The 14,622-nt window shown below is 30.7% G+C and carries 12 protein-coding genes and 1 tRNA gene; 7 read left to right on the forward strand and 6 right to left on the reverse strand.

What is annotated here, in order from left to right:
- Nucleotides 1-68: 68 nt before the first annotated feature.
- The 4 genes from trxA (at nucleotide 69) to H527_RS0108025 (ending at nucleotide 4,818) form a co-directional block, all read left to right on the forward strand.
- Complete coding sequence (gene trxA / locus H527_RS0108010; RefSeq protein WP_027412223.1) at nucleotides 69-386, forward strand: thioredoxin; 318 nt, start codon at nucleotides 69-71, stop codon at nucleotides 384-386.
- A gap of 138 nt (nucleotides 387-524) precedes the next feature.
- Nucleotides 525-1,454, forward strand: a complete 930-nt coding sequence (locus tag H527_RS0108015) for a DUF58 domain-containing protein (protein WP_027412224.1) — start codon at nucleotides 525-527, stop codon at nucleotides 1,452-1,454.
- Nucleotides 1,455-1,540: 86 nt separating this feature from the next.
- A tRNA-Asp gene (locus H527_RS0108020) sits at nucleotides 1,541-1,614 on the forward strand.
- 330 nt (nucleotides 1,615-1,944) lie between these two features.
- Nucleotides 1,945-4,818, forward strand: coding sequence for a M4 family metallopeptidase (locus H527_RS0108025; RefSeq protein WP_027412225.1), 2,874 nt, complete (start codon nucleotides 1,945-1,947; stop codon nucleotides 4,816-4,818).
- Between the two features lie 241 nt (nucleotides 4,819-5,059).
- Here H527_RS0108025 and H527_RS0108030 read toward each other — a convergent pair whose 3' ends face one another.
- The 6 genes from H527_RS0108030 to H527_RS0108055 form a co-directional block, all read right to left on the reverse strand.
- Nucleotides 5,060-6,148, reverse strand: coding sequence for a helix-turn-helix domain-containing protein (locus H527_RS0108030; RefSeq protein ID WP_027412226.1), 1,089 nt, complete (start codon nucleotides 6,146-6,148; stop codon nucleotides 5,060-5,062).
- Between the two features lie 563 nt (nucleotides 6,149-6,711).
- Nucleotides 6,712-8,388, reverse strand: coding sequence for a SulP family inorganic anion transporter (locus H527_RS21675; protein WP_081414575.1), 1,677 nt, complete (start codon nucleotides 8,386-8,388; stop codon nucleotides 6,712-6,714).
- Between the two features lie 49 nt (nucleotides 8,389-8,437).
- The gene (locus tag H527_RS0108040; RefSeq protein ID WP_027412227.1) at nucleotides 8,438-8,923 is read right to left on the reverse strand and encodes a hypothetical protein; all 486 of its coding nucleotides are present in this window, start codon (nucleotides 8,921-8,923) and stop codon (nucleotides 8,438-8,440) included.
- A gap of 84 nt (nucleotides 8,924-9,007) precedes the next feature.
- Nucleotides 9,008-10,390: a sensor histidine kinase gene (locus H527_RS0108045; RefSeq protein WP_027412228.1), complete on the reverse strand. Its 1,383-nt coding sequence runs from the start codon at nucleotides 10,388-10,390 to the stop codon at nucleotides 9,008-9,010.
- Nucleotides 10,390-11,076 (reverse strand): response regulator transcription factor, encoded by a 687-nt coding sequence (locus H527_RS0108050; RefSeq protein WP_027412229.1) that lies wholly within the window; start codon nucleotides 11,074-11,076, stop codon nucleotides 10,390-10,392. The genes H527_RS0108045 and H527_RS0108050 overlap by 1 nt, the downstream gene beginning before the upstream one ends.
- A 146-nt stretch (nucleotides 11,077-11,222) precedes the next feature.
- Nucleotides 11,223-11,723 carry a DUF456 domain-containing protein gene (locus H527_RS0108055; protein WP_027412230.1) on the reverse strand — a complete coding sequence of 167 codons (501 nt, stop codon included), beginning with the start codon at nucleotides 11,721-11,723 and terminating at the stop codon, nucleotides 11,223-11,225.
- A 171-nt stretch (nucleotides 11,724-11,894) separates the two neighbouring features.
- Here H527_RS0108055 and H527_RS0108060 point away from each other — a divergent pair, with 171 nt between their 5' ends.
- The 3 genes from H527_RS0108060 to H527_RS23105 all read left to right on the forward strand — a co-directional run bounded on the left by H527_RS0108060 (nucleotide 11,895) and on the right by H527_RS23105 (nucleotide 14,577).
- Entirely contained in the window at nucleotides 11,895-12,344 is a 450-nt protein-coding gene (locus H527_RS0108060) for a hypothetical protein (RefSeq protein ID WP_155837832.1), read from the forward strand.
- Nucleotides 12,345-12,488: 144 nt separating this feature from the next.
- On the forward strand, nucleotides 12,489-12,848 hold the full coding sequence (locus H527_RS0108065; protein ID WP_027412232.1) for a BlaI/MecI/CopY family transcriptional regulator: 360 nt from the start codon (nucleotides 12,489-12,491) through the stop codon (nucleotides 12,846-12,848).
- 4 nt (nucleotides 12,849-12,852) lie between these two features.
- Nucleotides 12,853-14,577: a M56 family metallopeptidase gene (locus tag H527_RS23105; RefSeq protein WP_051316692.1), complete on the forward strand. Its 1,725-nt coding sequence runs from the start codon at nucleotides 12,853-12,855 to the stop codon at nucleotides 14,575-14,577.
- Nucleotides 14,578-14,622 lie beyond the last annotated feature (45 nt).

The raw sequence follows: 14,622 nt of genomic DNA on the forward strand, positions 1-14,622 counted from the left end.
TTTAGTTGAATTATTGACTAATTTTGTAAACATTAGATATATTAAGATTTAAAAAAAAGTAAATTACTATGGCACTAGAAATAACAGACGCAACTTTTGATGAAGTAGTACTTAAAAGTGAAAAACCAGTATTAGTTGATTTTTGGGCAGCTTGGTGTGGTCCATGTAGAATGGTAGGCCCTATCATAGAACAAATTAGTGAGGAATATGACGGAAAAGCAGTTGTTGGAAAGGTAGATGTAGACGCTAATCAAGAGTTTGCAGCTAAATATGGTGTAAGAAATATCCCTACTGTATTAGTTTTCCAAAATGGAGAAGTAGTTGGTCGCCAAGTAGGTGTTTCTCCAAAAAATGTATACGCAGAAGCATTAGATTCTCTTTTGTAAAAAACATATTATTTATAATAAGCAAAAAGGTTTGACTTTGATGTCAAACCTTTTTTTTATGAATACTAATTTTGTATCCGTATATTGGTATCGTTAACATACATATAAAAGACCTTCTCATACAAAAAAAACTCCGCAATGAACATTCAACAAGAGATAAATAAAACAGGAGGATTTACTAATCTAGAGCTTCTTGCCAAACAAGTTGTAGAAGGTTTCATTTCAGGTATACACAAAAGTCCTTTTCATGGTTTTTCTGCAGAATTCGCAGAACATAAAGTGTACAATAATGGAGAGAGCACCAAACATATAGACTGGAAACTTTTTGCTAAAACCGATAAGCTTTTTACTAAACGATATGAAGAAGAAACAAATCTAAGATGTCATATTATAATTGACAACTCTTCTTCTATGCACTATCCTAAAATAAAAGAACATCATTTACAATCTTTAAATAAGATTAGTTTTTCAGCTCTAGCAGCCGCATGTTTAATGAATGTTTTAAAAAAACAACGAGATGCAGTAGGACTAAGTATATATAGTAACAAATATGACTATTATTCCCCAGAAAAAGGCAGTGAAAGGCACCACCAAATGCTACTTAGTAAACTAAATGAAACCATCACTAACGTTTCTGAAAATAAAGATACAGACACATTTAAGTTTCTTCATCTGATTGCCGAAAAAATACATCGCAGATCTTTAATCTTTTTATTTACAGACATGCTGCAAGCAACTTCTGATCCTGAGAAACTATTTGAAGCACTTAGACACTTAAAGCACAATAAGCATGAAGTTGTACTTTTTCATACTTTTGATAGCGAAAAAGAATTAGCTTTTAACTTTAGCAACCAACCTACCCGATTTGTAGATATTGAAACTGGTGATTTCATCAACCTATATGCTGATAATATTAAAGAAAATTACCAAAAAGCAGTATCTTCTTACTTTTATGATTTAAAAATGAAATGTATACAATACGGCATAAAGTATGTAGAAGCGGACACCACTAAAGATTTTAATAAAATTTTGACCACATACTTTGTTGAAAGACAGAAATTTGCATAACCCAAACAAAAAAAAGTAAAAAAAAAGCAAAAAAACATTTGTGAGAATCAAAATGAGGTGTATATTTGCATCCGCAATACGGCTTTGGTCTGGTAGTTCAGTTGGTTAGAATACCTGCCTGTCACGCAGGGGGTCGCGGGTTCGAGTCCCGTCCAGACCGCAAAATTGCAAAAAGCTTCAATCTAGATTGAAGCTTTTTTTTAGCATAAAAGTGTTGTGTTGTCTCACGCTTGTCGTGAGTGGTTTTGTAGAAAACCAATGAGAAGCTTTTCCATAAATTTGGAGAGGCTTTTTTTCATTCACACACAATTTTTGGGAATGATCTCCAAAATGACCTCAAAACACACACTTATTTAATAATCAATAAATTAAACTGTCTTAAAATGGTAGTTAAGCTGTCTTAATCATCGTTTAAGACAGGTGTTAATTGAATTACCTTCTTGTTTTGGATACTTTCGTTGACTTAATATAAACACAAAATCAACAAATCATGAAAAAAAAATTAAACATCTTAATTGTATTTACAATGATGATGATTATTTCTTCGTATGGACAGGAGAAGTATAACATTATTCAAAATGGAGGTAACGGAATGGCTCCAAGAGCTATCGATTTTGAAGCTACTCAAAACATAGCTAAAAAATCTTCTTCTTTCTCTTCTCCAGAGAATTTTATGTCAGAAAACTTTGGTGCAGTATCAGGACAAGGGGTTATTACTACTGAAATAGTTAAAGATGAATTAGGCTTTACACATTATCGCCTACAACAATCTATTAATGGGATTCCTGTAGAGAGTTCTATGTATCTAATACACGTTAAAAATGGGCAAGTAACTTCTGCCAACGGAGAGTGGTTTACAGCAACCCCTGCTAAATCTTTTGCAAAAAGTAATAGTTTATCTTCTGCTCAGGCACTACAAAAAGCAAAAGATGTAATCAAAGCGAAGAGTTATGTTTGGGAAGCCAGAACTCCAAGAACTAAAAACGAAACTTTCAATGGTGAGAAAGTAAGTGACGAAGGAGAACTAGTTTATATTACTGCTAACAACGAAATGAATGCTGATGCATTAAGATTAGCATACAAATTCGACATGTACTCTGTTGAACCTTTTGGACGTAAAGAAGTTTTTGTTGATGCTGCAAATGGTGATATTCTTTTTGTTGAAGAAAAAATACACCATATAGATGGCACTACAGACACAGGGTATTATGGCCCAAAAAATATTACTATTACACAAACAGGTGGTCGATATGAAATGAGACAATCTGGAGACAGAAAACTTGTTTTGTATGATATGCAAGGAGCGGAACTACAAGTTAATGCTTCACAAACAGCATTAATAGAGCCTATAAACTCTCGTTCTATCTACTCAAGTCAATCTAAAGATTTTAGAATTGGTGGAGAACAAAATCATAGAACTGCTGTATACTGGGGAGCAGAACGTTCTTGGGATATGTTTAAAACCGAATTTAACCGCTCTAGTTACGATAACAAGGGAAGTAATATTAACATGTATGTAAATGGTACTGGTCGGTACGGTGATGACAACGCTTTCTGGGCAGGTACATGGATGTATTACGGAAACGCTAAACAACTTCAAGGAACTCCTGTTACTGCATTAGATGTAGTTGGTCATGAAATGACTCATGGAGTTACGCAAGAAACTGGAGCAATGGTATACCAAGGAGAATCTGGAGCACTAAACGAATCGTATAGTGATATGTTTGGGTCTTTGGTAGAGTATTATACATTTAATAAAGTAGTAGATGCTAAGGTATGGAAACTAGCAGATAAACACCCAGATCCAAGACTTAAAAGAGATCTTTCTAATCCTAAATTACACAAACAACCTGACACATACGGAGGAACAAACTGGCTACAAACTCAAGGGTGTCAACCTAGTGACCAAAATGATTTTTGTGGAGTACACATTAATAGTGGTGTAATGAACCATTGGTTTTATATTGTTTCTCAAGGAGCTAAAGGATCTAATGATAGTGGAACAGCTTATGATGTAGAAGGTATTGGTATCGAAAAAGCAGGAAAAATCGCATATCGCTCTTTAACGAAATATTTAACAAGAAGTTCTCAATATACGGATGCCAGAAATGCAGTAATTAATGCAGCCAAAGATTTATACGGAGCTAACTCTTGTGAAGTAAAAGTGGTAACTAATGCATTAAACGCGGTAGGTGTTGGCGCTAAGTTTACAGGTAATGCGAACTGTGATGGCGGTGGTGATTGTCTTGCTATAAGTGGAGTAACAGCATCCAATATCACTAAAAATAGTGCTACTATAAACTGGAATGCAGTTACTGGGATTTCTACCTATACTTTTGAGTATAAAAAATCAACAGACGCATCTTACACTACTTCTTCTGTAACAGGTACTAGTAAAACATTAGATGGATTAACTGTGGATACAACATATGAAGTACGTTTAAAATACACCTGTACTAGTGATGAAGCTGCTCCATACTCTACAGTAGTTACTTTTACAACTACCGCAGATGGTGGTGGTGATTGTAAAGCTGTTGTTGGAGTACATTCGTCTAACATAACTATTAACTCTGCAACAGTAAGCTGGACAGGTATAAACGGTATATCTAGCTATGTTTTAGAATACAAAAAAACAACAGATAATTCGTATACAACCAATACTGTATCTGGAGTATCTAGAAATTTATCTGGTTTAGCAGCAAACACCAAATATGAAGCAAGAGTAAAATACACTTGCTCTACAGGTGGTACAGATCCTTGTGCTGGGGTACCAGCACATCAATCAGGTGTCGCATACAATGTAGGTGATAAAGTTACTTATCAAGGTAATTTATATGAAAAAACCGCTTCTTCATGGAAAAATATTGGCCCTTGTGGTGGATCAGGCGGCAATCAGGTAGATGCTCCTTATTCTGCTGTGATAACATTTACCACTTTAGAAGACACTGCAGGTGGCAACTGTGATAATATCCCAGAATACCAAGCTGGAACTAATTATCCTATCGGAACTAAAGTAAAATACTTTGGTATTATATACCAATATACAGCTATAGGATGGGTATCTATTGGATCTTGTGATTCTGTATTTTTTGCTTCAACATTCGGAAATGGAATAAACAACTCTACTAGACTTAATGTATATCCAAATCCAGCATCGAATGACCTTAACGTCTCTTTCAATTCTTTAGATACTGTTTCTCAGATCAGAATTGTTAATATTCTTGGAAAAGTAGTATACAACAAAGAAGTAAAATCAACTTTAGGAAGCAACACCCTGAAGATAGATGTATCTCGATTAAATCCTGGAATTTACTTTGTAAAGAGAGGGAGTCAAGATATAAAGAAAGTAATTATTAAAAAGTAAATTATTTGTACAGTTAATATTTAAGCTAACTTCTTTTAACTCAATTAGACTTTAGCAGCAACGAATCGCCTGAAAATATTTTCGGGCGATTCTATTTCTACAACTTAATAAAAATTTGCCTTATATATCTTAAATAGCGTACAGCAAAGTTTAAGTATCCAAACGCAACCTAAAAACCAAACCTTATACACCTTTAAAACTCTACACATTCTACAAGCTAACAGACATTTCTCTTTAAGAATCACATAACATCTGAATTTAAGCTCTCAAAATATTCTGAAGGAGAGATACCTACAATCTCTTTAAAGTTTTTATAAAAAGAAGCCCTTGAATTAAAACCTGCCTCTCTTGCTAATGCGGTATTACTATATTTTTTATGTTTTTCTGAACCAATTAAATTTTTAAACTCTTCTACCCTATAGTAATTAATATAAGTATTAAAGTTTTTATATCCCATAACGGAAATTGTTTTTGAAATATCTCGACTACATGTTTTTGTTTTTTTTGCAAATAGTTTTAAAGTCATATCTGGATCCAGATATGCTTTTTCTTCTATCATAAAAACTTCAACTATTTTTGAAATTTTTTCATAAAACTCCTTATTTTCTTCTTGTTTACGCTTTGATAATTTCACTTCCTTTTCGGATGTCATATTAACAATGTTAATTTGCATTAAACTTCCTATGGTAAAATAATATAACAACAACAAAGCCAAGCCATCAAGCATAAATCGTATATACTCCCCCTCAAACGAGGTAATCACAAAACTTAATGCAATTAAATGATAAACAATGAATATCTTACAAAATACCGCTAACCATCCTAAAGATTTATATTTTACATCTGCATAAAAGAAAGGTAAAAACTTATTATGATCTTTTATAGCCAATATCGTTCTCACACACATATAAATTATAAAAAAAGTAGAAGAAAATAAATCAAAAAACAAAAATAATACATACCCTATAGAAGGTTTAAGATTTGGGTTCTCAATTTTTTTAATAAAAAGTATAGAAAATATAAAAAATTCTATTATTGCTGGAATATAATATTGATACTTTTTTCTAATCTCAATACCTGCTGTCTCCATAGCATAGAAAAAAACAAAGAGCATATTCAAGAAATTAAATGTAAATGGGTTGTAAATCTTAATCGCTTCTTCTATGCTCCACATAAAAATATAGCTTAGCAATTCAATACAAAGAGACATAAAAAACAAGCCAAGATATTTATTGATTTTTGGCTTCTTTGATTTATAAAAAATCAAAATTAAAGCAACAACAAAAGATTGTACTCCTAAAATCAAATAAACATAAAACAACGTATCCATTATAAAAAGTAAAAAAACACTAATATTTTTAAACTGAAAAACTCCTAAATATATAAATTTTTGATTTCTTTCACATTTGTGTTTTATACTTAAATAAACGAATACATATACTATTTAGTGTGCTAATTTTTTTTGTAAAGTATTTCAATATTTTACAAGCTTTTTAATTATATTAATTTTGGGCATGGGAAGGAAATCAAATACTAAAGTAATAGAAATTCAGAATTATTTACAAAATTAAAATCTAAAGAAAGACATTACATAATCTTGGTAAAACAGAAACTTTATTTGGTTCCTAAATTAAATCATTTTGAGAAGTCAGATATAGTATCGACTTAAAGCTTACCTAAAAGGTATGTCTAATGGATAAAAAGATCATAAAATCGACAACTATAAATCATCATTACAAAAATGACTTTTTAGCATACTTTTAAAGTTTGTTTAGCATTACTAATCACTATTACGTGTATGTTATAATACCTATAAAACAAAAAAAGAGCCCGTAGACTCTTTTTTTCATAATTTTATTTTAGGGTTATAAAAACTATTTCTATAAACTAATATTATACGTTACTCAATTCTTTAACAAGCAAGATACTTGATGGCACTTTTGCCCCATTCTCAATATTTTCAGGAGACACAGGCTCACTATTATCCGACAGGACAGAAGTGACATGTGTTGTTGAATTTTCAATCTTATATTCTTTTCTAAAACCGACTAGCTCTACTTTTATATTCTTCTCTTTTGAACCAAAATTGACAAAATCTTTAATGAGTTGCAAAACATCATGATCAATATAAACTGTATTAGATGCATCTACAACAACATTGGTATTCTCAGGCAAGTGTATAAAAGTTTGTTTTATCGCTGCTTTATTAAGAAAAGAAACCTCTTGAGCAAGTTCCATTTGAATAGTTTTTCCTTCTGTATGCTTATCTCTTTTGAAAAAGTATGCTAGCTTTAAATTACCTCTCAAAATAAAATAAACACTTACTGCTAATCCAATACCAACACCCATTAATAGATCTGTTAAAACAATAGCTACAATTGTAACTACAAATGGTATAAATTGAAATTTCTTGCTGTTTTTCCACATATGAACAAAGACTTGTGGGCTGGCTAGTTTATAACCAATTACTAATAAAACTGCTGCCAAAGAAGCTAATGGTATTTTATTTAATAAATGAGGTATTGCCACTACAGATAATAACAGAAAAACTCCATGAGATATTGCTGCAATTTTTGTTTTTCCTCCAGAATTTATGTTAGCAGAACTTCTTACAATAACTGAAGTCATTGGGATACCTCCTATAAGACAGCTTAAAATATTTCCTACTCCTTGTGCTTTTAATTCGGTATTCGTATTGGTATACCTTTTTAGTGGATCCAATTTATCAGAAGCCTCAATACAAAGAAGGGTTTCAATACTCGCTACTGCTGCAATTGTAAATGCTACTACCCACACGTCGACATTTGCTATTTGAGTAAAATCTGGAAAACTAAATTGCCCAAAAAATTGTTCGATAGATTCTGGAACAGGTAGACTCACTAAATGGTTTTCTCCTATCAACAAAGATGATCCTGTTGCTTTAAATATTTCATTAATCAAAATCCCTACTAAAACTGCTATTAACGCACCTGGGATAGATTTTATTTTTTTTAAAAAAGGAACTCTAATAAATGCTATTAAAACTGCTAATGATGCTAATGCAACTAGTATAGCTCCTGGGTGAATAAAATTAATTGCATCGATAAAAACAGAAAAAAGCTGGTGATTTCCTTCTGCATCTATATGAAAATAATCTCCTTCATGCATTGCATCATACCCTACTGCATGTGGGATTTGTGATAATACAATAATGATTCCTATTGCAGCTAGCATTCCTTCAATAACATTAGAAGGAAGATAGTTCGAAATTATTCCTGCTTTTAAAAAACCAAGTATCAACTGTATAATCCCCGCCAATACTCCAGCTAGTAAAAAAACCTCAAAAGAACCTAAAGTTACTAATGCGGCTAATATAATAGCAGTTAATCCTGCTGCAGGACCTGAGACACTAAGTTGCGAACCACTTAACACCCCTACAAGAATACCTCCTATTATTCCGGATATAATTCCTGAAAACAAGGGCACTCCACTTGCTAGAGCAATACCTAAACATAAAGGAAGAGCTACAAGAAATACAACTAATCCTGATTTTATGTCTGATTTAATATATTTTGTTGTGAAATTATTCATATAATATTTTTTATCTAATTATGATTATATTGATCTGGGTTTGTTTGTTTTATAAGTTCAAAAGATTTGAAATCGAAAATTTTTTTCTACTTATCTCTCTATTAGGATTTTCTAGATGAACCTCAACCACATTTTTGATATTTCGTTTCATAAAAAACGTAGGATCAAAACTATTTTTATGAGCAAAAATTAAAAATTGATCTTTAGGGATAATGGCATCTTCTACTTGATGTTGTTTACAAAAATTCTTGAATGCTACTGAGTTTATGCCTGTAAAAAGATCAAGCTCTATAGAATTTATTTCGCTTTTGTGCTCATTAATGAAGTTATTTTTTGCCTCAATGAAGTTTTCTTTTGTTAAATTACTTATTTGTCTTTTACAAGAAAAATTAATTACCCCCCATTTGTTTTCAGGCATTCTGTGTCCATGAACCAACACTACATCTAGTTTGGTATTTGGATAATTTAAAATCCCATATTCAATTAACTGTAACGATTCAACTGTAAAGTCTGTCGGAATTAGTATTTTCTTCATCTGATTCTTTATTTCTTTGCGAAAGTAAAGCCAGGTAATTAGAATGGTTTAAAAATGAAATTAGAATGAGATTAGATTTTTTTTTTAGAAAGAAGTGTATTTTTTTTGATTAGGCAAACTTACTTTTACAATAGTTCCCTTATCTATTTGCGAAGAAACTCTAATCTCTCCTGAGTGCAACTTTATAATTCTATACGCTAGAGGTAGTCCAAATCCAAATCCATTCGTACCTAACGCATTAGACCCTCTATAAAAAGGTTCAAAAATATTTTTTAATTCCTCGGGGGGAATTCCAATACCCTTATCTGTAATTATAATTTTGATATTATTGGTGTCTGCCAATATTTTTAGAGTCACTTTTTGATTCTCAGAAAACTTACATGCATTTTCTAAAATATTATTAAGAGCAACTTTAAGGAGGTTTTGGCTTCCTAAAAACACAAGTAAACATTCGTCCTCAGGCAGATGGTTGAAATCTAAATATATATTGTTTTCAGGATTTGTTGTATCCAAAATCTTCTTAATCTCGATTACAGTCTCATCTATACGAATAGGCTCTATAACAATACCTTTTTTGTCAAAATCCATCTGCGCAAGCTTTAGCAATCCGTTTACCAAAGTATCTAACCGTAATGCTTCTTTTTCGATACCTCCTAAAATAGAATGATATTCTTTTATTGTTCTATCTTTATTTAAACCAATTTCTGTTTGTACTAATATTGCTGTTAAAGGATTTCTAAGTTCATGAGAGGCATTATTTATAAAGTTACTTTGTAAATCAAATGATACTTCAAGTCTATCTAACATATTATTAAATGTATGTGCTAGCTCGACTAGTTCATCTTTTCCTGCACCTACTTCTATTCTTAAATGAAGATTTGTTGCCCTTATTGTATTTACTTTTTTGATCATTTTTGATATAGGACTTAATGCTTGCTTAGCGTGATATTGTCCTAACAGAGATATAAAGATCATACTTAGAAAAAATGCCAAGATCAAAATATTTCGAAGGTTTTCAAGTTTTCCTTCTCCATAAAAATCTTGAGCAGATAATATAACTATAAAATCCCCTTCATTATCATTATACAATAATCCTGTATAATAAAATTTTTCTTGCTTCAGTTCGGCATATTGTTTATCAAAAATTTCTTGAAAAAATGAATTCGGAAGAGATTTATCCATGTGATTATCTTCCTTATTGGTCCTTTTACTAACAGGATAAATAGCTTCTCTTTCATTAGGAAGAGTTTGAAGATGTCTCTCTCTTATATCTTCATAAATATTGATATTCATTTCATTATCCTCCAAATAAGTATGTGCTGCAATAGTAGCTCTCTGACTTAATCGCAAATAAAACTCACTCTCTGTATAGCTTTTAGAAAAATGATAAATAAAAACAAAGACTGCTACTTGAAAAAGACCTGTAAGTAATATAAAAATAGCAGTAATTTTAGTTCGTAACTGCATTATTGATCCTTTATAGTATACCCCATACCTATAACAGTTTGTATTAATTTTGGATCAAAATCTTTATCTATTTTGTTTCTCAAATAATTTACATAAACATCTACCACGTTGGTTCCCATATTAAAATTGATATCCCAAACATTCTCAAGGATATCAATCCTGCTTAATACTCTATTTTTATTCTTCAAAAGAAACTCTAATAATCTATATTCTGTCGAGGTTAATTTAATTTCTTTGTTTGCCCTCTTAACCATTTTAGCATCACTATCCAGTTCAAGATCTTGAATTTTTAATATTTGATTGATAGGTCTTGAAGAACTTGTTCTTCTGGTTAATACTCGTATCCTGGCTAAAAGTTCTTTAAATTTAAAGGGTTTAACCAAATAATCATTCGCTCCAGAGTCAAGTCCTTTTACTACATTTTCTGTAGTACCAAGAGCCGTTAACATAATAATAGGAAGATTCTTATACCCCAGTTCTCTAATTTTCAAAGACACAGCTATACCGTCCATTTTTGGCAAAATAATATCTAGTAGAACCAAGTCTATATTTTTCTGCATTAAAAGCTCTATCCCTGTAAGACCATCATAAGCTAAAAATACTTCATATCCTGCTTCTAGAAGACCTTGTTTTATAAATGAAGCCACATTTTGCTCATCTTCAATCACTAATATATTTTTTGCCACCTCTTATTATTTTAAACAAATATGAACATAAGTATGTTGAAAAAAGATTTAAAGATAATCAATAGCGTGCAATTCTTAAATCTCAAAAACTACAATTAAGAAAAAACAAAGCGAATTATAACTTTTTTAGGAATTTTTTAAGCAATTTAAAAGACTATATCCCAGTTTTCGAATACTTTAATAATATAAAATACTACAAACCCAACAGATACTATAAATTTAAGAAAAGTACCCGCTAAAAAACCAATAAACGAACCAAAAGCAGCCTTCAATGCCCTTGATGGCTGATTACTATCTTTTATAAACTCTCCTAAAAAAGCTCCAGCAAAAGGCCCTATGATAATCCCTAAAGGCCCCATAAATATAAGACCAATAATAAGACCTATTGAACTACCAATCATTCCATATTTTGTACCTCCAAATTTCTTTGTACCTATAGCAGGCACAATGTAGTCCAACACCCAAACCAATATAGATATTACCAAAGTAATCCCTAAAAACATCCAGTTTTGTGGAATCGCATCCGTAAAATGAAGAATAAGCAAACCTACCCACGAAGTAAATGGCCCTGGTAATACAGGAAGAAAACTTCCTAGTACCCCTAACAAACAAAATAAAAACCCAATAATGATTAATGCTATATCCATATCCTTTTGGATATATGACGAAAATGTTTCTTTTTTGTTACGACAATATAAATTAACTATAGATTTAGATTATTAATTTTTCTACACCACTTTATACCTGTTTTTATTTCCTTTATTTGCCTTCGTAAACACAAATAAGCCAAAGTTATAGTTTAAAATTACCCTAAAATTATGCGATATTTTTTAGTCTTACTCGGATTAATGATCTTTTCTGTATCTTATTCCCAAGGAACTTCTACTACTTTAAAATGCAATAAGGAAACAAATGAGCGTATCCGAAAAAACTGTATTACTACGGCAATACAAGAATTTGTTGATGCAAATTATAATATTGGAGCAATCGCAATATATGCTAAACCCGGAGCTAATCGGGTTTATACCAGATTTAACGTTAATGAAGCAGGAGGTATAACAGACATTCAAGCAAAAGCATCTTCTTTAGAGTTAGAATTAGAAGCTATAAGAGTTCTACAATCTTTTCCACATACTATACCCCCAATGAGTATTTCTGAAAAAGAAAATGAAATTTTTGAAGACACATATACCTTAGCTATTACATTTCAAGTAGACGCTACAGAAATAGATATATCCTCTCAAAAAAGAATAACAGGTAATGACTAATTTTTAAGTATTTCTTTCTTAAACACACTCTTATCCCATTTTAGCTTTGAAGCTGTAAATATCTATTTTGTAACTAAAAAATTAGTTTAAACTAATTTTTTAGTTACATTTGTTTCATAGAACTAATCATTTAGTTACATAGACATGAAACAACTTACAAAAGCCGAAGAAGAAATAATGCAGCAGCTATGGCAGCTACAAGAAGCCAATGTAGCTTCTATAATAGAACAAATGCCCGAGCCAAAACCGGCATACAATACTATTTCTACTATTATTAGGATTCTCGAAACCAAAAAATTTGTATCCCATCGCAAAGAAGGAAAAGGATATATATATTTTCCTTTGGTAAAAAAAGAAGAATACAGCAACCAATCTCTTAACAAGCTAGTTAATAATTATTTTAATGGGTCTTTTAGAAACATGGTATCCTTTTTTGTTAAAAAAAATGATATGGACATTAAAGATTTAGAACAAGTTTTAAAAGAACTAGATAAAGAAAATTAGTTTTATGGTACAGTATATATTACAAATACTAATCCTTCAGATTTCATTTTTAGCTATCTATGATTTTCTTCTAAAAAAAGACACTTTTTTTAATTGGAATAGAATATACCTAATTCTTACCCCTATTGCATCTCTCATACTTCCTTTTATAAAAATAGATTTTTTTAAAACAGAAACGTCACAGGTTTATGTTTCTAAGTTAGAAAGAATAATTACCGTTTCCTCCGAAAACATTACTGCCATAACAATTAACAATACCTCTTCAAACACTATAAATTGGTGGTTAATAGCATATTTTACTGGTGTTCTCACAAATATAATTATACTTGCCCTTAAACTTTATAAACTTAATATCCTAAAATCTATTGCTACCAAAACTAAATCAAAAAACAATATAGTTATCCTTCCTAATAGTAGCCAAGCCTTTTCGTTTTGGAATACCATTTACATAGGAGACGCTTTAAATACAAAAGAAAAAGAACAAATACTTATACATGAAACCGTTCATTTATCACAAAAACATTCTCTCGATCAAATATGGTTTGAACTTCTTAAAATAGTACTCTGGTGGAACCCAATTATATACATATATCAATCCAGAGTGACTATACTACATGAATATATTGCCGATGCAATAGTTGTTAAAACGATAAATAAAAAAACATATATCCAACAATTACTGAATACTACTTTTCAAACTCAAGAAATACCATTCATCAATCAATTTTATAATCAATCATTAATCAAAAAACGAATACTTATGTTATTAAAAACTAAATCCAAAACCACTTCAAAGTTTAAATATCTAATATTAGCCCCTGTGCTTATAGGGATTCTAATCTACACCTCTTGTAGTGATAACGAAAATCAAATAAAAAATAGCACCACTATAGAAAATAGCAAGAACTTAAATTCCTCAAAACCTTTAATAAGTCAAGAACCTAAATGCCCTAATCAAAATTCGTTATATGAAAAAAAACTGGACAACTACCTGAGTATAAGAAATGGAAAAAATCATGAAGCTATTATAAACATTATCTCTGTCGAGACTTCAAAAAAAATAAGGACAATTTATTTTTCCAAAAACCAAACTTATTTTAGCAGAAATATTCCAGAAGGAAAATACAAACTACATATAACATACGGAGAAGACTATGCTGAAAAAATGGTGGATGGAAAATGTTTGGCATATTTTAAAAATGAAAAAGAAAAAGTAACAAATGAAAATCTATTTGATTTTAATGGAGTAAAGACAGATACAGGCTATCACACTCCTAGTTATAGTATATCTCTGGATAAAAATTTCATCGACCCTAACAGAAAAGAGACTTTAACTACTCGTAGAACTAATGAACCAGAATGTCCTAATCAAAATGCAGAATATAATAATGAGTTGGATAATTATCTAAAAATAACATCTAGTAAAAACTCAGAAAGTATAATACATGTTACCTCTATTAAAAGTTCGAAAAGCATTAGAACAATACATCTAGGTAAAAATCAAATATATCTTATAAAAAATATTCCAGAAGGGAAATATCAACTTCATATCACTTATGGCAAAAACTATAGCGAAAAAACGATAAATGGAGAATGCATAGCATACTTTAAAATAGAGAACAAAAAAACGATCAACAAAAATATCCTTGATTTTAATACTTTAAAAACAGATAGAGGATTAAATGTTCCCAGCTATAATTTAGATTTATCTATCGATGACAATAAATAATGCTGCTGTCTTATAAAAAACACTCTAGTTATACATAACAAAAAA

The sequence above is a fragment of the Aquimarina muelleri DSM 19832 genome, assembly GCF_000430665.1.
Lineage (GTDB): Bacteria > Bacteroidota > Bacteroidia > Flavobacteriales > Flavobacteriaceae > Aquimarina > Aquimarina muelleri.

Excerpts from the sequence above, each read along its gene's own strand:
- H527_RS0108030 (WP_027412226.1), bottom strand. The coding sequence starts at position 6,148 with ATGGATACGTTGTTTTATGTTTATTTGATTTTAGGAGTACAATCTTTT.
- H527_RS21675 (WP_081414575.1), bottom strand. The coding sequence starts at position 8,388 with ATGAATAATTTCACAACAAAATATATTAAATCAGACATAAAATCAGGA.
- H527_RS0108015 (WP_027412224.1), top strand. The coding sequence starts at position 525 with ATGAACATTCAACAAGAGATAAATAAAACAGGAGGATTTACTAATCTA.
- H527_RS0108065 (WP_027412232.1), top strand. The coding sequence starts at position 12,489 with ATGAAACAACTTACAAAAGCCGAAGAAGAAATAATGCAGCAGCTATGG.
- trxA (WP_027412223.1), top strand. The coding sequence starts at position 69 with ATGGCACTAGAAATAACAGACGCAACTTTTGATGAAGTAGTACTTAAA.
- H527_RS0108060 (WP_155837832.1), top strand. The coding sequence starts at position 11,895 with ATGCGATATTTTTTAGTCTTACTCGGATTAATGATCTTTTCTGTATCT.
- H527_RS0108055 (WP_027412230.1), bottom strand. The coding sequence starts at position 11,723 with ATGGATATAGCATTAATCATTATTGGGTTTTTATTTTGTTTGTTAGGG.
- H527_RS0108045 (WP_027412228.1), bottom strand. The coding sequence starts at position 10,390 with ATGCAGTTACGAACTAAAATTACTGCTATTTTTATATTACTTACAGGT.
- H527_RS0108025 (WP_027412225.1), top strand. The coding sequence starts at position 1,945 with ATGAAAAAAAAATTAAACATCTTAATTGTATTTACAATGATGATGATT.
- H527_RS23105 (WP_051316692.1), top strand. The coding sequence starts at position 12,853 with ATGGTACAGTATATATTACAAATACTAATCCTTCAGATTTCATTTTTA.
- H527_RS0108040 (WP_027412227.1), bottom strand. The coding sequence starts at position 8,923 with ATGAAGAAAATACTAATTCCGACAGACTTTACAGTTGAATCGTTACAG.